Origin of the sequence: Dokdonia donghaensis DSW-1, from assembly GCF_001653755.1 — a bacterium.
Classification (GTDB): Bacteria; Bacteroidota; Bacteroidia; order Flavobacteriales; family Flavobacteriaceae; genus Dokdonia; species Dokdonia donghaensis.
In genome coordinates this window covers 127,121-147,995 of sequence record NZ_CP015125.1, presented here as the reverse complement: position 1 = coordinate 147,995, position 20,875 = coordinate 127,121, and the positions used below count along the sequence as shown (strand labels likewise).

The window sequence follows — 20,875 nt, the reverse complement described above, 5'->3', positions numbered from 1 at the left end:
GTCGTTAGGTTGGTTATGCAAAAATTCTTTTCCAGCTTTTCTTTTTTGGCGCGAGCGATGTCCCGTATGCAGCATTGTAAGCATCGAGAATATCTTTCTCATAATGGCTATAAAACTCAGGATCAAAGTTTGCATCTTTAAGATGCTCTAGCACATAATCTGTTGTGCGTTCCTCAGTAAGCCAGCGGTCAAATAGCTCGTGACGTAGCCTGATACCAAAGTTATTTATACCCACAAACTTGCGAGTACCCTCTTGCATCTCTATAGTGATACACTTATTATCATCTTTATGCATCCAGTGAAAGTGTGTATTACCGTCTTTAGGTTTTGAGAACACCCAACCATACGTCTGGTACTCTATATCCATAAATTTTGCACTGTTAAACCAGTGACCAGGGTTATAAGCAGTAGGATTTCCAGTAAGTGTCTGGGCGAGTGCTTCTCCCATCATTCTCCCGGTGTACCATACTGCCTCAATTGGTCTACGACCGTTTATACCCTCGTGTTGCTCTGCACAATCACCTATGGCATAAATATCTTTTATATTAGTCTCCAGCATAGGGTTTACCTTAATACCTCGACCTAGCTCAATACCACTATCTTTTAAGAATGCCACATTAGGCGATACTCCAGCAGTAAGTCCTACTACATTGCAAGCTATTTCTTCTCCAGTTTCTTTTATAGTGACAGCGCGCACTTTACCATTATCATCTGCTAGAATACTATCTAGATTAAAACCTAAACGTAAATCTACGTGGTGAGATGTAATGTGTCTGTTAATCATCTCGCTTTCTCCTTGTGGTAAAACGCCATTCCAGAAACTATTTTCTCGCACTAAAAATGTGACCGGTATATCACGCGTGAGCAGCATCTCTACCATCTCAATACCTATAAGGCCGCCACCTACTACCACAGCACGTTTACACGTTTTGTTATCTGGAGCATTTGCTTCAAGTTTATCTAAGTCTTGTTTTGAATATAACCCTTGCACACCATCTAGATCTTGCCCTGGCCAGCCAAATTTATTAGGCTTTGACCCCACGGCAAGCACGAGCTTGTCATAGCTCATTTTTTCACCACCAGAGAGTAGTAATTGCTTATTCTCGTGATCTACCGTCTCTACAAAAGCACGTTTAAGATTAATTCGGTTTTTCTTCCAGAAGTAATCTTCATACGGTTTTGTGTGCTCATATTTCATATGTCCCATATAGATATACATAAGCGCTGTGCGAGAAAAGAAGTGATCAGTTTCGGCAGAGATGATGGTGATCTTTTTGTCTGAAGCTTTGCGGATGTGACGGGCGGTTGTAACGCCAGAAATCCCGTTACCTATAATGACGATGTGTTCTTCCATAGAGGTTGGTGTTTTTAAGTAAATTAGAAAGATATTGTAGTAATGTGGTATGTGATTACGCTTTCGCGAAAGCGTATGTAAAACCTTTTTTCTTCACAAGTTACTAGGGTTGTGTCGAACTAAAGATAGTAAACTTAACAGCACCTAGGCTTATTTAGAACATATCTAAATGAATTGTAGATTAATGCTATAAATACATTAAGGACAGCAAGCTATCTGATAATCAAAATCAATTTATTTTAAGAAAAAGTGTAAGACGATTGTTTTTTAACCGACCCAAGTGCACATAAAACAGCAATTATGAAAATCGTTACTTTCCTTTTTACACTACTTGTTATTAACTCGATGAGTGCACAGAGTACAGATGTATTTTTTACAGATGCAGATGTTTTTTTTAAAGAATATATAAAAAATGGAAGAGTAGATTATGCTGCTGTACAAAGTAATCCAGAGTCTTTAGATAAACTCCTTGCGGTTGCACAAACTATAAAAGTGAGCAAGACAGATGCAAAAACGTATCAAGCTTTCTGGATCAATGCTTATAATCTTTCTGTAATAAAAGGGATTTTGGCTAAGTATCCCGTAAAGCAACCGCTCAGTATAAAAGGCTTCTTTGACAAACAAAAACACGCTGTAGGAGGTAGCTCAATCACACTTAATGATATAGAAAACGAGAAGCTACGTGCTGTTTTTCCAGATGAGGCTCGTTTTCACTTTGTACTTGTATGTGCAGGGTTGGGCTGTCCTCCTATTATAAATGAAGCCTATATGCCTAGTAAGCTTGAAGCTCAGTTACAGCGACAAACTAAACTAGCACTCAATAATCCATCGTTTATACGAGTAAAAGGCAAAAAGGTACAGATCTCACAAATCTTTGAGTGGTATAACGTTGATTTTACTAGAAGTGGGAGTGTGCTGGAGTTTATCAATAAATACAGAGATAGCAAAATAGACGAAACTGCAAAACTTTCATACTATCCATATGACTGGACACTTAATGATATAAAATAATGAGTATATACTGAGCCTGCGCTGCTTTATGTGAAGTTTTCATAATACAAAGGGTTTATAAAGCAGTTACCCCTACCAGGCTCAGTTCTTTCATTAATGCATAAAACTTTTACAACTTCTTTTCTCACTCCACAGTAGCTGAATTAAGAAAATACAATTATAAATTTCCAACCTAATATTTAAAAAAATGAAACATTTTTTAATAGGCGCGCTATGCCTAATCGCTACTACTATTTACGCACAAGATATTGATGATAACGAGATAGGCGGCTCTGTCATACAAACGCTTACACCCTCTAAGCTTATTGCAAAAGGACAATATGATATCAAGTGGTTTAATAATTTGTACACGCAAACAGAAAGTACATTTACAGATGGAGATGAGCCTAGGCAATCATTTTTTACATCATCATTAGAAGCTTTTACTGGAGTGTCAGAAAATAGAAGGCTCAACGTAGGTGTAATTTTAGAAGTGAGATCTAATGTAATAGGCGGCAGAGATGCGCTAGATGTCTTTAGTTTTGACGGAGAGCGTGGCACCGCTCGTAGTGGTCTTACTTCTATAGCTCCTGCGGTAAAGTTTGTTCCTTTTGCATCTGTAAATAATTTTTCGATTCAAAGTTCGCTATCTATACCACTTATAGATCAAGAGACAGAGCAAGGGGTTTTTCTTGACCAAAAAGGATTTACGTGGCAAAACCGTTTCTTTTTTGATCACACCTTTGCAGGTGGTGACTGGCAAGTATTTGCAGAGCTTAACTCAGAGTTTAATTTTGGAAAAGAGGCAGAGCAAGATGAAAACTTTGACACTCTAGACGGCAGCTTTGCAAATAATAGTTTAAATCTTACGCCAGGGGTGTTTTTAAGTTATTTCCCTAGTGCTAAGTTTACTGTTCTAGGCTTAGTACAGCACTCACAGCGCATAGACCTGGGTAATGATTTTGAGCAAGACTTTACCGCTGTAGGTGGAGGCGCAAAATATCAACTCACAGACGAGCTCAACCTCGAGGCTTTGTATACCAACTTTGTAAGAGGTAATAATACGGGACTAGGTGAGACTTTTAACTTGGGACTACGAGTTGTTTTTTAATATAAGCATCTACTAGATTTGACGTATACTTTATAATCTAGAGATCGCTAGACCTGACCACTTATAAAAGTGGTCAGGTTTTTTTGGTTTACTGCATAGAAGCCTATCTTTAATTTCTTGAATTGATACTAATGATAAAAACAGTTTTACAATCTCTCATAATCATACTGGTCTTACAAGCGTGTAGTGCTCAGCCAGCTCCAGAGCAAAAGGTTAACGGTATAAGTTTTGTAGCAAACCGCTCTCCAGTAGACAGCAGTCACGTGGCACCCGTTATTGATATAAACGCAAACTATGCTGCCGTAATGCCTTTTGGTTTTGTGCCAGCGTTAGATAAGGCACAAATTGTATATAATACAGACAGGCAATGGTATGGTGAGACGCGAGAAGGCGGTCGTAATTATGTAGCACAACTACACAATAAAGGTATAGATGTAATGCTCAAACCCCAGATATGGATACGTAGAGGAGAGTTTACAGGTTATCTCAAGATGGAGACAGAAGAGGAGTGGCTGGCACTTGAGCAATCCTACCGCGATTTTATAATGGATTATGCCACACTTGCTCAAGAGGAAAATGCAGCGATATTTTGCATAGGCACAGAGCTGGAGCAATTTGTAGTAAATAGACCAGCTTTCTGGCAACAGCTCATAAAAGATATCAAAAAAGTATACAAAGGTAAACTTACCTATGCTGCAAACTGGGATGAGTATAAACGCACCCCCTTCTGGCAGCAGCTGGATTATATCGGTATAGATGCCTATTTCCCGGTATGTGAAGAACAAACACCTACTGTGGAGTGTGCCATAGAGGGCTGGACAAAATGGAAGGAGGAGATTTCCGCTTTCGCGAAAGCGCAACAACGCAAAGTACTATTTACAGAGTATGGTTATCGCTCTGTAGACTATACAGGTAAAGAACCCTGGCGCTCTGACCGAAGTATGACAGCTGTAAATCTAGAAGCACAGGCAAATGTTACAAAAGCACTTTATGAAGCCGTCTGGGATGAAGAGTGGATGGCAGGAGGCTTTTTATGGAAATGGTTTATACATCACGACCGTGTAGGAGGACCAGAAAATAGCCAGTTTACACCTCAAAACAAACCTGCTCAAGATATTGTAAAAGAATACTACGGTAGAAATTAAATACGATAGCTCCTGCAATGTTTACGATTAAGAACCGACAGACTCATAGTATCGTAAATAAGCCTATGAAACAAATTATATATCTATGTCTGTTCTTACTGCCTTACCTTGTTTTTGCTCAAAAGCAGCAAGTAGAAAGAATCACCTTTAAAGGGTTAAAAAAAGTAGATGAGTCACTGTTAAGAAGACTAATAAAAACAGAAGTAGCATCTCCTTACGACTCGCTTAAAGTAGCTACAGATGTAGAACGTTTTAATAGACTTCCTGCTATTGCAAAAGCCACCGCTATTATAGCTGAGGTACGTAATGGTGCTATAGAAGTCACTTATGATATTGTAGAAAATTTTACAATTATACCGGGTATACGTATCTCTGAGGCAAATGATGGAAGTTTTGCCTTTAGACTAAGTGTATTTGAATTTAACTTCTTAGGCCAGAGCCAGATTGTGGGTGGCTTTTACCAGCGTGATGTTTTTAATTCTTACGGAGTTTACTGGGAGGCCCCATTTTTATTCACAAACAAGTTAGGGCTAGGTGTAAATTACATTAAAGATGTCACTTTTGAGCCCATTTACTTTGATACAACTACTCTTAATTATAAAAAAGATAGGGCTGGGGCTGAAATTTACGGACTTTACGAAATCGACTTTCATAATAAAGTAGAGCTAGGAGTTACTATATTTAACGAGCAGTATGCTGCAAACGATACTGAGATAGATGCTACCTTTCCAAACAATCTAGAGGCTTCAAAAATTGCTGTGCGAGCAGAGTATGAGACAAATTTTTTAGACATAGATTATCAGTATGTTTCTGGTTTTAGAAACTTACTTGATGCAAGATATGTTAATGGAGGTGAGGGCTTACTTGACGACTCTTTTATAGGAGTTAATACAACCGAATATTTTAAAAGAATAGGAAGTAAAGGTAACTGGGCAAGTAGATTACAATTAGGGTTTGCCTCTTTTAATGAGTCTGATTTTGCGCCATTTACTGTAGATAATCAGTTTAACTTACGTGGGGCTGGTAATGATATAGCGAGGGGTACGAGTTTTATATTTATAAATACAGAGTACCGCCACACGCTGCTAGAGAGAGGCTGGTTTGTACTACAGGGTAATGCCTTTGTAGATGGAGGGACATTAAGAGAGGCTAGGCAACCGCTAGATAACCTTGTAAGTGGTGATGCTCTTGAGGTATACTCTGGAGCAGGGGTGCGTTTTATACATAAACGTATATTTAATGCAGTTATACGACTAGACTATGGCGTAGGCCTAGGAGCGTCACAAAACAGTGGTCTTGTCTTTGGGATAGGGCAGTACTTTTAATAGGTAGAGAGATTCTTTTATAATGATGTAAAGTGTTACAGAGAGTATTGATTTTAATGGTATGTTGCATTACCGCTGTACAGCTTGCTGGACAAGAGGTTAAAGTGCTAGACCTTAAAGTACAAGGCTCAAAAAGGCTTAAACCTAGTTTTATAAAACTCATAAGTGATATAAAACCGGGAGTTGCATTAGACTCTGCAGTGATAAATCAAGATATAATACGCCTTAAAAGACTTCCAGCAGTTGCTCACTCTTATTTTCAGGTTTTTAAGTCACACGATAACTTCTATAATGTTTTTTATAACATAGAGGAAAATATTACCATAAATCCACAAGTAAATCTTTACACGACTAATGATGATGAGTTTGCATACAGGCTAGGTCTTTATGAATATAATTTATTAGGAAGAAATATAGGTTTTGGAGGGTTTTATCAGAAAGATATTTTTAGCTCGTATGGTATAAATTTTAGAGCACCTTTTTTATTTAATAACAATGTAGGACTTGCGATAAACTTTCAGAGTCTTACTACTCAAGAACCTGTGTTCTTAGATAATGGTACTGCAGACTATAAGTATAATAACACCTCGATAGAGATTTTAGGTCTATATGCTTTTAACTTTAAGCATCGTGTTGAGTTAGGTGTTAACTTCTTTAATGAAGATTATTTATACCTCAATGGAGCCACAGACGTGAGCGTGCCACAAGCCTTTAATGTAGATAAAATCCTGCTTAAAGGTATTTATGAGTATGATGCTCTTAAGTATGACTTTCAGTATGTAAGTGGTTTTAAAAGTACTTTTAATGTACAATATGTACAGGCTAATGCGGTAACATTACCAGATTTTACCATCTGGTGGAATGATTTTAGATATTTTGCGAGAATACGAGATAAGGATGGTATTTATGATGGAAACATCGCAACGCGATTGCGTCTAGGTCTTGCTACAAATGCAGATTCTCCTTTTGCCCCCTTTTCTGTAGATAACAATCTTAATATACGAGGTGTAGGTAATACGATAGACAGAGGCACTGGTGTGGTAGTACTCAATGCAGAGTATAGACAAACGCTAGCAGATAGAGACTGGTTTACAATACAAGGCGTAGGCTTTGTAGATGCTGGCTCTTGGCGCAATCCCGGGGGAGATTTTGGCGATTTTGGTGATGATCAAAATTTAAGAATTTATCCAGGTTTAGGTCTACGTTTTATACATAAAAAGATATTTAATGCAACCTTTAGGGTAGACTATGGATATGGTATAACACAAGATGCCACCAGCGGAATTGTCTTTGGTATAGGCCAATATTTTTGATTATCTACGTTCTTTCATTGCATCTTGGTACGCAGTAGCAAGATCTGTCTTTTGATTTTCTGAGAGTACTTTACCTGCTAGCTGAAAAAAGGTATGCTCCTCGTCTTCGAGATGATGTTCGACTTTCTCGCATAACTGTTTTGCATAAGTAAGCCAGGCAGGAGAATCCATATCTGTATCATCTATTTTTTCTATAAGTTCATCCATCTCGTGATGCTCTGCAATACCGTGTCTAGCGTGCTCCTGCATCATATCATTATGTATAAGCGGACTGTAAAAATGTCTTTCCTCTGCGTCTGCGTGTATTTCTAATTCTTCTTTTAGTGCTTTCCAGAGCTGTTTTCTGTCACTGCTTTTACCAGAGGTTGAGGTAAGTCTATCGCATAAGTCGCGCTGGATATCGTGGTCGTTTCTAATTGCTTCAAAAATATTCATAGTACTAAAAGATTAATTGGTTAGTTAATTTTAAGACACTGTAAATTTTTAAAAAATTGCTATGATTTTTGTTAAAATCAATACAATTAATTTAAAATTAGCAATTTACAGATGGTCTCATCTGTAGCTTTGTATAAACAATAACCAAAAAAAAGTAACCAATGTCATTAATTACAATTATACTCAGCATTCTATTTCCGCCACTAGCAGTTGCGTTAGAAAAAGGAGCCGGAAAAGACCTTCTCATAAACATCTTACTTACCCTATTAGGCTGGCTTCCTGGAGTGATTCACGCCTTTTACGTAAACAGTAAATAAGAGCAACACATATATTACAAGAGCCCGCTACATAGGTAGCGTAGCGGGCTCTTATATTTTATAAAGACTTGTAGGGGTTTAATAGATATAGGTACGCTTTCGCGAAAGCGTAAAAAACCTTTTATAAATAGTAGGTTTTAGACAAACTATAGCAGACATTTTTTCGTAGGTTTAAAAAATCATTACAACCTACATCTATGCGCATCATTACTATTGTATTTGTACTTCTTTACGGCATTTGCACTACTGCACAAGAAGATAAAGTAAGACCCTTTGATGTAGAGGCAGACCTTTTTGGCGGAACGATTTTAGAACATAATCCAGATATTTCTCACCTTATTACAGAACACCCTACTGGAGTGATGCTGGCATATAACCGAAAGACCTATGGTTTTGAACCCTGGGAGCGTCGTTACAACTTTCCAGATGTGGGGTACACCTTTGTGTACCAAGATATGAAAAATGAGTATCTGGGAGAACTATATAGTGCGTATGCACATTATAACTTTTATTACTGGAAGAGGCGCTTGCAGTTTAGAATAGGGCAGGGTCTCGCGATTGCTACAAAACCCTATGACAGGGAGACTAATTTTATAAATAATGCATATGGCACTACAGTCTTGAGTAGCACGATGCTTAAGTTAAGCTATAAGAAAAATAATATTTTTAGAAATATAGGCTTTCAAGCAGGGGTGACAATTATACACTATAGTAATGCAAATCTTAAGGCACCAAATAATTCTACAAATACGTGGGCGTTTACTGCAGGATTAAATTACTTCCCAAAAGCGGCCGAGTTTCCCGAGTATATACCTATGGGAGAAAAAACTCCTTATAAAGAACCTGTACATTTTAACCTTACTCTACGCGGTGGAGCAAATCAAAGCGATATAAATAACTCACCACGCTATGGTTTTGTTACCATTACTGCCTTTGTAGATAAGCGCGTTAATCACAAGTCTAGCTTTACGGCGGGTGTAGATGCTTTTTTTGCAAATTTTTTAAAAGAGCTCATACGTTATGAGTCTATTGCATATCCAGATGGTGACGTCACGGGTAATGAAGACTGGAAGCGTTTTGGGATTTTTGTGGGACACGAGCTGCACTTTAATGAGCTTTCTTTTGTATCTCAACTAGGTTATTATGTGTACTACCCCTATGATTTTGAAGGGAGATTTTACAATAGGTTAGGTTTAAAAAGAACCTTTGGAAAACATCTTGCAGGGAGTATGGTTGTAAAAGCACACGGTGCAAAAGCAGAGGCAGTAGAGTTTGGTATAGGATATAGATTTTAATAAGATGAGACACTCCATTTATATAGCTAGTCTAATAGTAATCATTGTAAGCATCATTTCTTGTGATACAGAAGATACACTTACGTGTCTAAAAACCACAGGCGATATCATTACACAAGAGTATGATCTAGCAGATTTTGATAGCATTACCATCTTTGAGCGTGCTCAACTCATAGTGACAGACGCTCCAGTTATCTCGGTAAGACTAGAAACTGGAGAAAACTTACTTGAAGATTTTGAAATTCTTGTAGAGGACAATACACTCAAAATTAAAAACACAGCTTCTTGTAATATTATACGTGATTATGATACATCAAAGGTGTATGTGAGTCATCCCGATTTAAAACAAATACGTAATAGCAGCGGGCAAACCGTAGAGGCAGAGGGTGTCTTGACCTGGAACTCACTCAGGTTAGTAAGTGATGACCTTATAGAAGAAGACTTTTATCATAAAGATGGTGACTTTAATCTTACACTAGACGCAGAAAATGTGCTATTACAATGCAACGGATTGTCTAATTTCTTCATAAACGGAAGTGTGACAAATCTTACCATAAACTTGCTAGATGGTGATAGTAGATTACCCTTAGAAGATCTTGATGTTCAAAATGTCTCCATCTTCCACAGGGGGACTAATGATGTGATACTAGCACCACAATTATCTATAGTAGGAGAGTTGCGTAGTACGGGTAATTTGATTTTAAAAAATACACCACCAGTTGTTGAGGTAGAAAGCTTCTTTACGGGTGAAGTTATTATTGATGAATAATTCTTTCGCTTAAAGCGAAAAAAAAGCGCCCCAGTATGGAGCGCTTTGTATAATAAAATCGAAGTAGTTGAGACTATATAGTTTCTACCACTTTGTCTAATGCGATTCTTGATTTTGGATTTTTACTAGGTTGGTTAAAATCCTCTTCATCTCTGTATCCTATAGCTACGGCAACTAGGGTTGCATAGCCATCGTTTCCTATAATCTTGTCATAGTTTGCAGGCTCTATTCCTTCCATAGGGGTAGCATCTATGCCCATAACAGCACAAGCACTTAGTAATACACCTACAGAGAGGTATACTTGCTTATCAAACCAAGAAGTAATCTGTTCTTTAGGTAGGGGTTTTAAGTTCTCATTATAATAATCTACCATTCCTTGTGGTAATTCTCTCTTGATTTGCTCTTCAAAAAGTGATAAATCATCTACTCTACTAAAAACAACTACAGTATCACTCTTTGTTACTTTCTCAGTATTTATCCAAGATACTTTAGAGAGCTTCTCTTTTATGTCTTGATCAGAAACAAAAGTAAATTTCCAAGGCTGGCTATTTATAGAAGAAGGACTTAGTCGTAAACTTTCTTTAAGCTCCTCTATGTGCTTAGGATCTATTTTTTTTGTCTCGTCATACACCTTTGTAGTGTAGCGCTCTTGCATTGCATTTATAAAACTCATAACGTTTATTTTTTTTACTATATTAAGTATAGTAGCAAAAGTATGTATAGTTATATACCTTTGCAAGAACGGTCAAAAAGTATAGGTTTAATTTAACACATCGAGATGCACACTTTTAAAGGAAAAGAATACCCTTGCTGTACAAGTCTTACGATGGGAGTGATAGGAGGTAAGTGGAAAACGGTAATCATTTACCATCTTATAGAAGGTCCCTTACGATATAGTGAGTTACGCAAGCAAATGCCCTCTGTGACAGAGCGCACACTTAGCCTACAGCTCAAAACACTAGAGAGTGATGGTATAATAGATAGAAAGGTTTATACTACAAAGCCACCACTTAAAGTTGAGTATATGCTTACAGATTTAGGAAAGTCACTTATACCACTTATAAACGCAATTGCAGACTGGGGCCGCAAAGCAGATGAGGTATAAACCTGTTATGATATCTTGTTGAGGTAATATTTGTGCAAATCTTCTGCACTAGCGCCTAGCCATTTGCGCACATAAATACTCCAGAAGTGAAACTGTAATTTCCAGATACCATTTTCTTCATAACGACGTGCAGATGTTGTGAGCCACTCTTGAATAACGACAAATTTACGTCGCGCATATAACTTATTTATTAGGTCATTATCCTCATAAATAATATATCGCTCATCAAAGCGGCCCAGTTCTTCAAAAAGACTTTTGGTAATAAACTGGCTTTGGTCACCACCACGGCACGCTCGCCACTTAAACTTAGTAAGCCAGCCAGCTAGTCGCAGCCACCAGTGATTAGAATCAAATTTCATTTTAAAACATCCCGCAGGATTTCCCTGTGATACCACTTTTACAATGAGTGCATCATAATTTTGAGGTGGGTATGAGTCTGCGTGTAAAAAGTAAAGTATGTCACCTGTAGCTTGTATGGCTCCTGTATTCATCTGTCGTGCTCGACCTTTATGAGACGTAATAATAGATACCGTTTTACTAAGCGCTGAATATTGAGTAACTTGAGTAACAGTGTCATCACTACTGCCACCATCTACAACGATGATTTCGTGTATATAATTTTGAGAAGATGCCTTGTTTTCTAGGTGAGTGAGCAATGCACATATGGTCTCAGACTCATTAAGAACTGGGATAACTACAGATATAGAATTCATTAAAGATTTTTCTTATTTTAAATGTACGCAAAAACACCTCAATCAGTTTTACTTTATTGCTTATTTAAGCCCCAATCATATTCCTTAAACGTGACAGGTGTACCAGGCGCAACCTGAGTATTTGCATATTTATTTATATAGGGTAGTAAGCTTTTATTAGATCCTCTATAAAAGTCTTCTGTATAAAATTTAAAAATAGAAGAAAGCGCTGCCGTATTTGCACTAATATCATTTTTTGAACTATTTATAAACTGCTTAGTTGCTTTGTCAAGTTGCTCATTGATTTTACCAGCAGTGTATGCCTCACGCAGTAGTGGTGGGCAAGAGATAGATGCACAGTTTATGGCAAAATGTATTCTAGGCTCATTCATCTTGCGTAGCACGCCATTTTCAATACCACCTAGAGAGAGCAAGCGCCCATCTACCCTTGCACGTCCTTTAGTCCACGGGGCATCTATATCTTTTATACTTTTTACCTCTGGGTTATCAAGTATGAGCTCTACAGTGACTGCGTTATAAAGATTAATATAATAAGCAAGTAACTCTTGTTCACTCCACTTGTTTGATGGGTCAAGATTTGCGAGTTGATCTAAGTAGCCGTTAAGTAGCGGTCTGTCTTTTTGAAATGCATCATAGTCTACAAGCCCCTTTTCGTTTACATACTTTTTGAGCAATGAGTCCCATTGCGAGTGATCTACATTTACAGCAGAGTTTGCCGTAGTAGATGTAAGTGGTTGTGTTACTTCCTTGGTAGGTTGCCCTTGACTTGTAATCCCTCCAGCAGAGAGCAACGCGCAGCTTTGTAAAGAGATGGCTATGGCTATTAGTGATAAAATGCGTGTGTATATTTTCATAACTATTATTTTATTGTTTTACACTTTCGTGAAAACTTAATATCGCTTTTTCAAAATAGATAAGCGAGTAATTAAGAAAACTTTACTACTTATTGAGCGTCCAGTCATATGTTTTATATCTCACCTTCGCCGAAGGTGAAATAGGAGTTGTAGCATATTTATTTAGATAATCTATAAGGCTACCCTCTGTTTTAAAATCTTTTGCAAACCAGCTGAAAATTTTAGACACCTCGACTCTTTCCGTTGTAATCGTGTTACGAGAGCTGTCATTTATAAAATTACGAGCTAGCTTATCAAGCTGGTCGTCTACACTTGCCGCTGTAAAAGCCTCATTAAGCAATGGCGGGCAAGAAAATGAAGCGCAGTTTATCCCAAAGTGAATTCTTGCATCGCCCATTTTTCTTAAAATATTGTGTTCTATCTGGTTGAGGTTATACCAGCTATCTTCAAGTTTCCAGAATCGTTGATCCCACGGATTTTTAATATCCTTTATGCTTTCTAGCGGATAGTGACGTAAGATGAGATCTATAGTCATTGCATTGTATGCGTTCATCCAGTAGGCGAGCTTTTCTTCTTGAGACCACGCATCTGTAGGTGTTTGTTCTCCTAGTAGTTTAATGTAGTTGCGTAGTTTTCCCCAGTTTGATTTAAAGCCATTATAATCTACATTTCCAGTTGGTGATACATATGCCTTAAGTAAGTCATTAAAGCTATCGTGATTAACAGTTTCTGTAATTATAGGGTTAGGTATATCAACTTCTTCTGGTTCTGTAATCATCTCCACTGCTTGAGCATTTACTGTGGTTATATCTTCTGTAACAGTTATAATGGGAGCTGTTTCTATAGGGACACTATCTTTCTTTATGACAACAGGTGTTTCTGCATTAGTGACTTCAGGTGGTGCAGTTATAGTCTTAGTGGTGCTACAAGCACAAGCAAGTCCAAGTAAAGAGATGTAAATAAAAGTTTTCATATCTATGAGTTTCATAAAAAAGCGCTTCTTATAAAGAAACGCTTTTTGTGTGACTTTGACTCTTAAGTCGTGGTCGGTATAAATTACTAACAAGTCTTAACAACATCCACCCCCATCATAGTGATAGGTAGACTCGCTTATAAAAATGTCATTGCGCCCTAAAGCGGCAAGTGCTCCTGCTGTTTTATCACAAATAGCCAGCGGCTGATTTTTAAGAAGGATGTGGCCTTTTTTATCATCAAAAAAGTCTTCTTCTCCATAATAAATAGCAGCTTTACCTGTAAAAATACAAGGTCCATCTGCTGGCATAGGGTCTTTTATGGCTGCCACCTCAATAGACTCAATGTATATGAGCTCATCTGTAGGATATGCTCCAGGGTTGAGTATTCTGTAGGGCTTACGAGCTCTTATCTCAATAGTTCCAAAACCAGCATCTGTAAGAGCTTTTACATACTCGGCTATGGGTAAACTTCCAGAAAGACAAAGTGCTCGTAAACGGTCATCATTGCGCAACTCCTCATTCATTTCTTGCTCACAAGTAGGGTCACTCATCACAAGCTTGCCGTGAGGTTTTAGCACGCGATACATCTCTGCAATGGCTCGTTTTAAATCTTCGGCCTTAAATATGTTAAAGAGGCAGTTTTGTGCTGCTACGTCTATGGAGTTGTCTGCCACATTAAGATTAAGAGCATCTCCTTTTTGAAGATCTACAAACTCACTTTTAAACCAAGGGTTTAATTTTTCTGCTTCTATAAAGTTTTTGCGAGATGCTTCTAGCATTTCATCCACCACATCTACACCTACTACACCACCTTTATTACGGTTAAAATATGCAAACTGTAAAAGCTCCATACCACCACCTACACCCACGTAGAGCATTTTAGGCTCATTAGTAAGATCACGCGCGTTTACAGTGCTTCCGCAACCGTAGTTCATCTCTTGCATAATCTTTGGAATCTTTAATCCAGGTAATTCCCAAATAGGATTTGTTGTACAACACAGCCCCACATCTGGTGTAAGCGCTGCTTCCTTATAAAGATCATTTGTAGCATTAAGGTAACTCATAACTTGTTGTTTTAAAGGGTAGTAGTTTGTATGTAATGATGATATCTTATGGTTTAGATTCCGCTTTCGCGAAAGCGTACTTTACAAAGATTTAATCAATCCCGTAAAGAGCGTGATCATCTCTGGCTCTGCCTTACCAGCCATTGCAATTATTTCTGGAATATCTACCGGCTTGAGGTTGTCTGGGTCACACTCATCTGTAAGAACAGATACGGCCACCACTGGAAGTTTTAAGTGATTTGCTACGATAATTTCTGGTACGGTACTCATCCCCACAGCATCTGCCCCTATCGTTCTTAAGAAACGATATTCTGCACGGGTTTCTAGCTGCGGGCCTACCACAGAGGCATATACACCCTCGTGTAGGTTTATACCATTATCTTTTGCAATAGTGCGTAGTGTATTGTTCATAGCAGCATCATAAGGTGCGCTCATATCTACAAAACGCTCTCCCATTTTTTCTACTCCTTTAAAAGCTAGCGGCGATCCTCCTTGTAGATTAATGTGATCATCTATGAGCATTAATTCTCCTTTTTTGAAATCAAGGTTAATCGCTCCAGAAGCATTAGATACTAATAGGTGCTTGATACCTAAAGCGTGCATCACACGCACTGGGTAGGTTACATCTGTAAGTGAGTAGCCTTCATACACGTGAAAACGACCTTGCATCACAATTACTTTTTTACCTTCGAGGGTTCCGTAAATTAATTTACCTGTATGGAACTCTACCGTTGCCGTTGGAAAATTAGGGATATGATTATAGCTCGCGGTGTGTTCTATCTCAACACGATCAATGAGTTGCCCAAGGCCAGTACCTAAAATGATACCTACTTCAGGATTTTCAAAGCCTTTGCTTTTTAAATAATCTGCTGTTTCTATGATGTATTTTTCCATAATATGTTTTTTTTAAACGTATTAAATTTTCTTGTTATTGTAAATACTGAGCAAACTCAGTATATGGTTTTAAATCTTCTGCAAAGTCAATGTCATTAAGGGTTTCAAGTTGATGAACTTTTGCTGTTGCTAGATCATTCATAGTACTTACAAAGACCGTATCGCCACCCCATTCTTTGTTGTAAAATACGTCTTTTACAAGCTTGTTCATCCCCAATAAATAATAACCACCATCTTGGGCTGGGCCTATTACTGCATCAATAGAGTGTAGCGCGTCAAAAGCCTCATTTATGTGAGAAGCACGCAAGTCATAGAGGTCACTGCCTACAATGAGTACATTGTCATACCCATCTGCAAAGGCCTTTTCAAATGCATTATACATACGCACTCCTAGATCTTCACCTTCTTGCTGGAATTTTTCAAAAATAGCATTATCCCACATATCATTATCTCGCACCTTTACAGAGTAGCCTACGCGTTTTGTGCAGTTTAAAGTTGCAACGACGTCCTTAGTATGTGATAAGAGCTTTTTGTAAATCTCAAGAGCGTTTTCTTGACCTACACCTTTGGCTAGTCTGCTTTTTACTTTGCCTAGTTCTGGATTTCTGGTGAATATGAGTACTATGTTTTTTTTCATTATTGCTTTCTATAATTATATACGAGGTACAAAAACATAAGCGCCATCGTGATGAGCTGCTGGTATATACTCGCATTAATAGACCAACTTAGGTTCTCAAAATTTAGCTTGCTTACAGTAAGTACGAGTAATAGGATAAGGAGTATGATAAATATGAGTATGATTTTCTTTCTAGTCATTACTCATCATCTTTTTTTGTCCACTGGTCACTTTTTTTAATGGCTATAAACATCCCAATATTTGCAATAATAATGAGACTACTGGAGAGATAGTCTTTCCAAGTGGATGTCTCGTTAGTAAGATGATAAGCCAGTAAAGCAAATCCTCCTATGGTGAGTCCTATAAAAATGAGTGGTATATATTTATTCATTTAGTAAACTTTATGTCCTGTTTTTAAATACTTCCCCCAAACTTTGGAAAATACGTGAACAGAGTCGGTTGGTTGTTTGTTCTTGTTTTGAATTTTGTAGCCTTTATCTTTCCAGGCAAATATGCTTCCGTAAAGATTTTTGACGTTTGTAAATCCTTTCTTCTTTAGTCGCTCGCCAAAATCTTCAGAGCGTATCCCTACTGAGCAATAAACGACGATGGGTTGATCTTTTTTTGCTTTCGCGAAAGCGTAAATACTATCATTCACCTTCTCAGAAACCCACACCGCTCCAGGGATATGGCTTACCTCAAATTCTTCCTTTTTACGAGTGTCAAGAATCAAGTAATCATTCATTTCCATCTTGAGTTCTTGCACAGAAATATAAGGAACAGAGCGTGTGTTGTACTGTTTTAATAACAAGTCCATATCTGATTGCCCAACACTTATAGCGCTGATAAACAAGATGAGTATGTATGTGATTTTTTTGATAATAAGTCTTTATAATTTAATGCCAAATCCTTGCAATCCACTCTCTACAGGTGGCAGTATTTCTGTGTTGTCCCAGATGCCGGTTACGATGGTACGTGCATACTCTTCTGGCAGTAAGCCGTTTTGCATTAACTGGCTCGTAAGCTTGTAATTATATGCAAAGGTATGATGTTCATAGCTAAGATTGCCAGATGTGTCATCTAGAATGGCATACCAGACTTCGGTAGAGCCATCATTTGCTGGCATCCCTATCACGCCAGGGTTGAGCCAGAGTTTATCTTCTTGCTCCGTATGAAAAGGCAAGCCGCAATGTCCCGCAATAATCACATTACTTTGGGTTGTATCAAAATTTGAACCTTTTATTTCCCAAGGCGTAGATTTAAATATAAATTCAGAAATATGACTATATGAGCCGTGTACAACCGTCACCTTTTTACCAGCGTAGGTAAATGTAATATGGTCTGGAAGCGCCTCGATGGTGTCTAGCGAATTCTTAGAGAGTTTGCTTTGTGCATAGGGATACCACAGCTGGCTAAAACCATCACAGCGCGATCCTTCTCTAAAATCGCAACCGCAATCTTCTGCGCCCTCACTCAATTGCTTTTCTACATTACCAGCGATACCGTGTGTTCCCCATATTTTATAGAGTTGTACGGTTTCTTCTGGTTGCGCACAATATCCCACAATGTCTCCGGTGCAAATGCAATTTTCTGGAGCAATTCCTTGTTCCTCTGCTATGGATTTTAGTTTCTCTAGCGCTTGTAGATTGCTATACACACCGCCATAAAGGAGTACTTTGCCAGTGAGATTGCCTATGTTTTTTATCTTTTTATCCATCGTGGTATGAGGTATAATATGGTGCAGGCTGTGATGCCCCAGACGTTTGTCCAGAGTAAGGCAGCATAAGATCCTGTCGTAAATTGTAATGATTGTGGTAAGGCATCAAAAACTAATATGAAGCCAAAAATGATACCCGTCACTACACTCAAGTAATAACTAATTTTTGGGGCTGGCTTTCGCCAAAATAAAAATACTGGCGTTAGTCCAATTACCATTGTTCCAGATATGGTCGTGGCGCTTAAAATCTCTGCATTGAGAAATACGGGAATGGTTCCCAATATGGCAATTACAGCCATAGATAATCTCCCAAACGAAAGATTTTTACCCAAATTTAAATCGACTGAAAGTAATTTTGAAAATGACGAGAATGTACTATCCAGCGTAGATGCCGCCGAGGTAATCATAATAAAGTTGATGACTAACAATATGACTACGCCAAAAGCTTTGCCCACTTCTACAGCGGCTTGACCTGCCATTCCTTGTGACTGCGCATACACACCTATGACACTAAATAAGATAATACAAGCTGCTCCCAATACGGAGGCGATTAGAAAGCTACGTAGGGTAACCTTCGGCGAACTTAAAAAAGCTCTGTCTGTCAATACTGGATCGTGAAAGGGATATGAGAATGACTGTAACAAGGCTGCAAATAGCAAATTAAGACCAAGATCAAAACTCCACGTTCCAGAAGTCGCAACTTCCTTCACACTAAAATCATCTACCGAAAATATACTCCATAAAATCACACATAGCAATATGGAGAATAGTCCCATCTGTATCACATCTGTAAATATGGAACTGCTCAATCCGCCCTTGAGCGCATAAGCCAGAGTTAGTATCGTAAATACTAGAATCGCCCAATAGTAGGGAGTGCTTCCCATTTCTCCAAAGTAAGAACCTATCACCATCGTGTTACTCCACACCTCATTAAAAAGCCTAATGGCAATGAGCACAGAAAATAAGCGCATCGCTCCTTTTCCAAATCGAGAAGTTAGAAACTGATGTATACTTGTAAATCCACCTTGCAAACGCATCTGGTAGATAATCACACCAGCCACAGCAAAGGAGAGATAGTAACCCGCATAAGCTACACCACCCACAATCCCAAAACTCAGACCTAAGTTGGCAGCATTGGTTATACTCTTTGCAAAAATCCACGAGATAATGAGACTACCCGTAAGCATCCACACATTAGGAGACTTCTTGCGATGCGTAGCCTTAAAAAACTCATCAGGACTTTTGGCAAGCGGAGACAACACAAACATCAACACACTCGATGCTATAATTAATCCCCATTGCAAGATTTCTACATTCATATATTGATTTCTTATTCTAATATTTATCACTTTCCGTCAGGAAAGTGTATTTCATAAAAGTTCCCCTCTTTGAAGAGGGGCTAGGGGAGATGTCCGCAGTACCCTCCCACAATTCCTTAATCTACATCCCACCACACGCGTACATTAAGGCTATTGCCATCTGTCGCATCAAATGCTGTCTGGTAATTATCTGCATTGAGCGCTTCTTCTTCAGATGGGTAAGGCATACGTACGGGAATTAAACCGTCGTTGAGACTTGCTTGCACATCCATAAACTCAGGAAAACCGGTGCGTCTATATTCTATCCAACCTTCATAGCCGTTTATGATGTTTGCAATCCACTTTTGAGTAAGTATTTGCTCTAGCGGCGAACTATCTGCGTTATTGAAAGCAGCATTACCAGTAAGGTAATCTACTGGTAAAGGTGTTTGCCAGTATTCAAAAGCGAGTGTCACGCCGTTTTCATAAAGTGCCTGCGCATCTACGGTAATAAGTCCGCGCTGGGCTGCTTCGGCTAGAGCTAGCGAAGTTTCCCAAGCCGTCATAAAGTTGGCATCTAGTACAGAAGTATCTTCTCTAAAAGCAGTGCCGGCAAGTGATAAATCTCCTAGCACGGCAGCCGTTGAGGTTGCATCTATTCCGTTTATAAGTCCGTTAAATTCGTCAGTACTTGATGCTGGTCTAAAAAACGTACTAAGCCTCGTATCTTCAAGGTCTAAAAGAATGGTTTCCATCGTTTCAGAAAGCACAAAGTTGTTAAAGTCGCCCACACGCAATTGTGCAAGTCTAAAACTGTTAGGCTCCGTATTGCTAAAGTTAAACACAGCATTATCACTATTACTAGTTATAAAGTTATCCTCATTAACCAGCGCTTGTAAATCTGCACTTACATCTACACGATCTGAGATACGTAAAAGATGTTTGATTTTAAGACTGTTTGCAAAGCGTACCCAAGCTTGTAAGTCACCACCATAAAGAATATCTCCTTCTAGCGGGATCACATCTTCATAAGCTTCTATAGCAGCAATTCCTGCATCTAGATTTGCTAGAATACCATCTGCTCCAGTATATATGGCCTCCTGTGTGTCATAAGCTGGTGTTACCGTTCCATCTATTCCATTAAACGCTTCTGAGTAAGGAACATCGCCAAAAAGATCTGTAAGCCCAGCCGCCATATACGCCTTGAGGATAAGTGCAGGCCCTTCATATACAGCAAAGGTCAAATTAGTTTGCGCCTGCTGTAAGATAATCTGATTGTCTCTTAAATTCGTATAAAATATAGGCCAAGGATTTCCACCTAGCTGCGGTGATTTTAAGGCGTGACGATCAAAAAGATTAAAGTCAAGAGCCGTTCTGTGCTGCGATAGTAAATCTCCAGCCACAAAACCTTCATAACTCATTTGCTCTCCGTAGTCATAAATAACTTGTCGCAATAACAAGCTAGGTTGCACGCTTACGGGATCATTTGGGTTTGTATTTATTTCTTCAAAATCTTCTGTGCAACTGCTCATTCCGAGTAAAAGCAGGAGGGAAGTGATGTATAAAAAATGTTTCATTTGTAATGT

Annotated in this window: 24 protein-coding genes; 9 read left to right on the top strand and 15 right to left on the bottom strand. The window is 38.5% G+C overall.

The features are described 5' to 3' along the window. Window positions 1-13: 13 nt before the first annotated feature. Entirely contained in the window at window positions 14-1,354 is a 1,341-nt protein-coding gene (locus tag I597_RS00675; RefSeq protein WP_035325555.1) for an NAD(P)/FAD-dependent oxidoreductase, read from the bottom strand. A 300-nt stretch (window positions 1,355-1,654) separates the two neighbouring features. Between I597_RS00675 and I597_RS00670 the strand changes: the two genes are divergently transcribed. The 5 genes from I597_RS00670 (at window position 1,655) to I597_RS00650 (ending at window position 7,238) form a co-directional block, all read left to right on the top strand. Beyond that, window positions 1,655-2,365: a DUF547 domain-containing protein gene (locus tag I597_RS00670; RefSeq protein ID WP_035325553.1), complete on the top strand. Its 711-nt coding sequence runs from the start codon at window positions 1,655-1,657 to the stop codon at window positions 2,363-2,365. A gap of 187 nt (window positions 2,366-2,552) precedes the next feature. Further along, window positions 2,553-3,455, top strand: a complete 903-nt coding sequence (locus tag I597_RS00665; protein WP_035325551.1) for a hypothetical protein — start codon at window positions 2,553-2,555, stop codon at window positions 3,453-3,455. A 131-nt stretch (window positions 3,456-3,586) separates the two neighbouring features. Then, window positions 3,587-4,600 (top strand): glycoside hydrolase family 113, encoded by a 1,014-nt coding sequence (locus I597_RS00660; RefSeq protein ID WP_035325548.1) that lies wholly within the window; start codon window positions 3,587-3,589, stop codon window positions 4,598-4,600. Between the two features lie 65 nt (window positions 4,601-4,665). Next, window positions 4,666-5,925, top strand: coding sequence for a POTRA domain-containing protein (locus I597_RS00655; protein ID WP_035325546.1), 1,260 nt, complete (start codon window positions 4,666-4,668; stop codon window positions 5,923-5,925). 32 nt (window positions 5,926-5,957) lie between these two features. Further along, window positions 5,958-7,238, top strand: a complete 1,281-nt coding sequence (locus tag I597_RS00650) for a BamA/TamA family outer membrane protein (protein ID WP_236626637.1) — start codon at window positions 5,958-5,960, stop codon at window positions 7,236-7,238. Here I597_RS00650 and I597_RS00645 read toward each other — a convergent pair whose 3' ends face one another. Further along, on the bottom strand, window positions 7,239-7,673 hold the full coding sequence (locus I597_RS00645) for a hemerythrin domain-containing protein (protein WP_035325543.1): 435 nt from the start codon (window positions 7,671-7,673) through the stop codon (window positions 7,239-7,241). It lies immediately after the preceding gene. 161 nt (window positions 7,674-7,834) lie between these two features. On the opposite strand from I597_RS00645, the gene I597_RS00640 reads away from it, so the two are divergent. The 3 genes from I597_RS00640 (at window position 7,835) to I597_RS00630 (ending at window position 10,054) form a co-directional block, all read left to right on the top strand. Then, on the top strand, window positions 7,835-7,990 hold the full coding sequence (locus I597_RS00640) for a YqaE/Pmp3 family membrane protein (protein WP_021778150.1): 156 nt from the start codon (window positions 7,835-7,837) through the stop codon (window positions 7,988-7,990). Between the two features lie 197 nt (window positions 7,991-8,187). Then, window positions 8,188-9,285, top strand: coding sequence for an acyloxyacyl hydrolase (locus I597_RS00635; protein ID WP_035325540.1), 1,098 nt, complete (start codon window positions 8,188-8,190; stop codon window positions 9,283-9,285). 4 nt (window positions 9,286-9,289) lie between these two features. Beyond that, window positions 9,290-10,054 carry a head GIN domain-containing protein gene (locus tag I597_RS00630; RefSeq protein WP_035325539.1) on the top strand — a complete coding sequence of 255 codons (765 nt, stop codon included), beginning with the start codon at window positions 9,290-9,292 and terminating at the stop codon, window positions 10,052-10,054. Between the two features lie 73 nt (window positions 10,055-10,127). On the opposite strand, the gene I597_RS00625 is transcribed toward I597_RS00630, so the two are convergent. Then, a complete protein-coding gene (locus I597_RS00625) occupies window positions 10,128-10,727 on the bottom strand; it encodes a nitroreductase family protein (RefSeq protein ID WP_035325538.1) in 600 nt (199 codons plus the stop codon). Window positions 10,728-10,832: 105 nt separating this feature from the next. Between I597_RS00625 and I597_RS00620 the strand changes: the two genes are divergently transcribed. Then, window positions 10,833-11,159: a winged helix-turn-helix transcriptional regulator gene (locus I597_RS00620; RefSeq protein ID WP_021778154.1), complete on the top strand. Its 327-nt coding sequence runs from the start codon at window positions 10,833-10,835 to the stop codon at window positions 11,157-11,159. Between the two features lie 5 nt (window positions 11,160-11,164). On the opposite strand, the gene I597_RS00615 is transcribed toward I597_RS00620, so the two are convergent. The 12 genes from I597_RS00615 to I597_RS00560 all read right to left on the bottom strand — a co-directional run bounded on the left by I597_RS00615 (window position 11,165) and on the right by I597_RS00560 (window position 20,866). Continuing rightward, window positions 11,165-11,872 carry a TIGR04283 family arsenosugar biosynthesis glycosyltransferase gene (locus I597_RS00615; protein ID WP_035325537.1) on the bottom strand — a complete coding sequence of 236 codons (708 nt, stop codon included), beginning with the start codon at window positions 11,870-11,872 and terminating at the stop codon, window positions 11,165-11,167. 53 nt (window positions 11,873-11,925) lie between these two features. Further along, window positions 11,926-12,726, bottom strand: coding sequence for a DUF547 domain-containing protein (locus I597_RS00610; protein ID WP_035325536.1), 801 nt, complete (start codon window positions 12,724-12,726; stop codon window positions 11,926-11,928). Between the two features lie 85 nt (window positions 12,727-12,811). Then, window positions 12,812-13,699, bottom strand: coding sequence for a DUF547 domain-containing protein (locus I597_RS00605; protein WP_052112012.1), 888 nt, complete (start codon window positions 13,697-13,699; stop codon window positions 12,812-12,814). A 96-nt stretch (window positions 13,700-13,795) separates the two neighbouring features. Next, window positions 13,796-14,764 (bottom strand): arsenosugar biosynthesis arsenite methyltransferase ArsM, encoded by a 969-nt coding sequence (gene arsM / locus I597_RS00600; RefSeq protein WP_035325533.1) that lies wholly within the window; start codon window positions 14,762-14,764, stop codon window positions 13,796-13,798. A gap of 81 nt (window positions 14,765-14,845) precedes the next feature. Further along, window positions 14,846-15,658: a purine-nucleoside phosphorylase gene (locus tag I597_RS00595; RefSeq protein ID WP_035325530.1), complete on the bottom strand. Its 813-nt coding sequence runs from the start codon at window positions 15,656-15,658 to the stop codon at window positions 14,846-14,848. Between the two features lie 34 nt (window positions 15,659-15,692). Then, a complete protein-coding gene (locus I597_RS00590) occupies window positions 15,693-16,295 on the bottom strand; it encodes a TIGR04282 family arsenosugar biosynthesis glycosyltransferase (RefSeq protein ID WP_035325528.1) in 603 nt (200 codons plus the stop codon). Continuing rightward, window positions 16,295-16,474 (bottom strand): hypothetical protein, encoded by a 180-nt coding sequence (locus I597_RS00585; protein WP_035325526.1) that lies wholly within the window; start codon window positions 16,472-16,474, stop codon window positions 16,295-16,297. Before I597_RS00585 ends, I597_RS00590 begins: the two co-directional genes overlap by 1 nt. Beyond that, window positions 16,474-16,665 (bottom strand): hypothetical protein, encoded by a 192-nt coding sequence (locus I597_RS00580; protein WP_021778162.1) that lies wholly within the window; start codon window positions 16,663-16,665, stop codon window positions 16,474-16,476. The genes I597_RS00585 and I597_RS00580 overlap by 1 nt, the downstream gene beginning before the upstream one ends. After that, window positions 16,666-17,091 (bottom strand): rhodanese-like domain-containing protein, encoded by a 426-nt coding sequence (locus tag I597_RS00575; RefSeq protein ID WP_081965032.1) that lies wholly within the window; start codon window positions 17,089-17,091, stop codon window positions 16,666-16,668. Window positions 17,092-17,163: 72 nt separating this feature from the next. Further along, a complete protein-coding gene (locus I597_RS00570; protein ID WP_035325524.1) occupies window positions 17,164-17,991 on the bottom strand; it encodes a metallophosphoesterase family protein in 828 nt (275 codons plus the stop codon). Continuing rightward, a complete protein-coding gene (locus I597_RS00565; protein WP_035328792.1) occupies window positions 17,976-19,310 on the bottom strand; it encodes an SLC5/6 family protein in 1,335 nt (444 codons plus the stop codon). Before I597_RS00565 ends, I597_RS00570 begins: the two co-directional genes overlap by 16 nt. A 116-nt stretch (window positions 19,311-19,426) precedes the next feature. After that, window positions 19,427-20,866: a SusD/RagB family nutrient-binding outer membrane lipoprotein gene (locus tag I597_RS00560; protein WP_035325523.1), complete on the bottom strand. Its 1,440-nt coding sequence runs from the start codon at window positions 20,864-20,866 to the stop codon at window positions 19,427-19,429. Window positions 20,867-20,875: the final 9 nt, after the last annotated feature.

Excerpts from the sequence above, each read along its gene's own strand:
- I597_RS00595 (WP_035325530.1), bottom strand. The coding sequence starts at position 15,658 with ATGGAAAAATACATCATAGAAACAGCAGATTATTTAAAAAGCAAAGGC.
- I597_RS00625 (WP_035325538.1), bottom strand. The coding sequence starts at position 10,727 with ATGAGTTTTATAAATGCAATGCAAGAGCGCTACACTACAAAGGTGTAT.
- I597_RS00610 (WP_035325536.1), bottom strand. The coding sequence starts at position 12,726 with ATGAAAATATACACACGCATTTTATCACTAATAGCCATAGCCATCTCT.
- I597_RS00585 (WP_035325526.1), bottom strand. The coding sequence starts at position 16,474 with ATGACTAGAAAGAAAATCATACTCATATTTATCATACTCCTTATCCTA.
- I597_RS00570 (WP_035325524.1), bottom strand. The coding sequence starts at position 17,991 with ATGGATAAAAAGATAAAAAACATAGGCAATCTCACTGGCAAAGTACTC.
- I597_RS00560 (WP_035325523.1), bottom strand. The coding sequence starts at position 20,866 with ATGAAACATTTTTTATACATCACTTCCCTCCTGCTTTTACTCGGAATG.
- I597_RS00665 (WP_035325551.1), top strand. The coding sequence starts at position 2,553 with ATGAAACATTTTTTAATAGGCGCGCTATGCCTAATCGCTACTACTATT.
- I597_RS00580 (WP_021778162.1), bottom strand. The coding sequence starts at position 16,665 with ATGAATAAATATATACCACTCATTTTTATAGGACTCACCATAGGAGGA.
- I597_RS00670 (WP_035325553.1), top strand. The coding sequence starts at position 1,655 with ATGAAAATCGTTACTTTCCTTTTTACACTACTTGTTATTAACTCGATG.
- I597_RS00640 (WP_021778150.1), top strand. The coding sequence starts at position 7,835 with ATGTCATTAATTACAATTATACTCAGCATTCTATTTCCGCCACTAGCA.
- I597_RS00675 (WP_035325555.1), bottom strand. The coding sequence starts at position 1,354 with ATGGAAGAACACATCGTCATTATAGGTAACGGGATTTCTGGCGTTACA.
- I597_RS00590 (WP_035325528.1), bottom strand. The coding sequence starts at position 16,295 with ATGAAAAAAAACATAGTACTCATATTCACCAGAAATCCAGAACTAGGC.
- I597_RS00655 (WP_035325546.1), top strand. The coding sequence starts at position 4,666 with ATGAAACAAATTATATATCTATGTCTGTTCTTACTGCCTTACCTTGTT.
- I597_RS00615 (WP_035325537.1), bottom strand. The coding sequence starts at position 11,872 with ATGAATTCTATATCTGTAGTTATCCCAGTTCTTAATGAGTCTGAGACC.
- I597_RS00630 (WP_035325539.1), top strand. The coding sequence starts at position 9,290 with ATGAGACACTCCATTTATATAGCTAGTCTAATAGTAATCATTGTAAGC.
- I597_RS00605 (WP_052112012.1), bottom strand. The coding sequence starts at position 13,699 with ATGAAAACTTTTATTTACATCTCTTTACTTGGACTTGCTTGTGCTTGT.
- I597_RS00660 (WP_035325548.1), top strand. The coding sequence starts at position 3,587 with ATGATAAAAACAGTTTTACAATCTCTCATAATCATACTGGTCTTACAA.
- arsM (WP_035325533.1), bottom strand. The coding sequence starts at position 14,764 with ATGAGTTACCTTAATGCTACAAATGATCTTTATAAGGAAGCAGCGCTT.
- I597_RS00645 (WP_035325543.1), bottom strand. The coding sequence starts at position 7,673 with ATGAATATTTTTGAAGCAATTAGAAACGACCACGATATCCAGCGCGAC.
- I597_RS00565 (WP_035328792.1), bottom strand. The coding sequence starts at position 19,310 with ATGAATGTAGAAATCTTGCAATGGGGATTAATTATAGCATCGAGTGTG.
- I597_RS00575 (WP_081965032.1), bottom strand. The coding sequence starts at position 17,091 with ATGGACTTGTTATTAAAACAGTACAACACACGCTCTGTTCCTTATATT.
- I597_RS00620 (WP_021778154.1), top strand. The coding sequence starts at position 10,833 with ATGCACACTTTTAAAGGAAAAGAATACCCTTGCTGTACAAGTCTTACG.
- I597_RS00635 (WP_035325540.1), top strand. The coding sequence starts at position 8,188 with ATGCGCATCATTACTATTGTATTTGTACTTCTTTACGGCATTTGCACT.